Genomic DNA, 1,431 nt, shown 5'->3' on the forward strand with positions numbered 1-1,431 from the left:
CCCAGGCGATCAGCCGTTCCGGCGACCACTCACCGGCATGGCGATGGGACTCGGGCATATGAGCAGCGATGGTGGTGTGCCGACCCTTCTGGTCAGAGCGCCGATGACTGGCGATCCGGTTGCCCCGATAGAAGCACTCGATGGTGTTGTGAGTGATGCGGACTTCCACCTCTTTTTTGATCAGGGTGTAGGGTACCGAGTAGTAATGCCCCTCAATGGCGACGTGGTAGTCGATGTGGACCCGGGCCTTCTTCCATTCGGCGTAGACATACGGCTCTGCCGGCAATGGTTGTAGAACCGGTTTATCCAACTGTTCGAAGTGCTCGCGCCGGCAACCGGGTAACTTGCGGAAGGGGCGGCTATTGAGCTTCTCCAGCAGTTCACGAATGGTGGCGTTGAGTTGTCCCAGGGAGAAGTGCTGACGATGGCGCAACGCTGCCAGTATCCAGCGCTCGACGATCAATACACCGCCTTCCACCTTGGCCTTGTCGCGGGGCTTGCGAACCCGCGTGGGGACGATGGCAATCCCATAATGGGCAGCCATATCCTGGTAGGTGGGATTGAGGTCCGGCTCGTAGCGGTGAGCCTTGGTAACCCCCGATTTCAAGTTGTCCGGAACCACGAGTTCCGGAACCCCATTAAGGTATTGGAAGGCCCGGGTGTGAGAGCCGATCCAGTCTGGCAACGTCTGGCTCCAGGTGGCTTCGGCATAGGTGTAATTGGATGCGCCCATCACCGCCACAAAGACCTGCGCCTCGTGGATCTCTCCGGTGGTGCGGTCAATGATGGGCACCGTCTGACCTGCATAGTCCACGAACAGCTTCTCACCCGCCCGGTGATCCTGGCGCATCACCAGGTCCAGCTTGCCCCGCCAGGCCCGGTAGTGCTCGCAGAACCAACTGTACTGATAGCCGTCCGGGTTGGCTTGCCGGTACTCCTGCCAGAGTAGGAATAGAGTGACATTCTTGCCCGCAAGTTCGTCACGGATGTGTTGCCAGTTGGGTATACCCCTGGCCTGTGCCGGCAGGTCCGGTGGTGGCGGGAACAGCAACTGCTCCAGATGCGCCTCATCCAGGTCCGCTGGCAACGGCCAGCTCAGACCGGCTTCAGACATACGGCGCAGGTATTCGCTCACGGTGGGACGGCTGATACCGCAGGCCGCCGCAACCTGACGGTTGCTCAGCCCTCGCTCCCACTTGAGGCGAAGGACTTCTTTGATCTTACGCATGGATAACCTCTTCGCTGGCATCTGACCCTCTCCGGATGAAAAGGGTCAGAGTACCGTTAGTTATCCCGCGTCGAACGTTTTGATGGGGAAGTCAGGCAGCCTGCCGGGGTGGCAGCTTTGCCGTGGAATCAGTGGCAGCTTTCGCGTGGAATGGGTGGCAGGCTTCGTCTGGAATCAGTGGCAACTTTGGTCTGGAATACGCA

General features: G+C 59.5%; 1 protein-coding gene. It reads right to left on the reverse strand.

Annotated features, from left to right (window positions below; genetic code table 11):
• Positions 1 to 1,249 (reverse strand): IS21 family transposase (istA, locus tag BM035_RS22170; RefSeq protein WP_092034460.1); only part of this gene is annotated, 1,249 nt, incomplete at its 3' end.
• Between the last annotated feature and the right edge of the window lie 182 nt (positions 1,250 to 1,431).

Source organism: Marinobacter sp. DSM 26671, assembly GCF_900112835.1.
Taxonomy (GTDB): domain Bacteria; phylum Pseudomonadota; class Gammaproteobacteria; order Pseudomonadales; family Oleiphilaceae; genus Marinobacter; species Marinobacter flavimaris.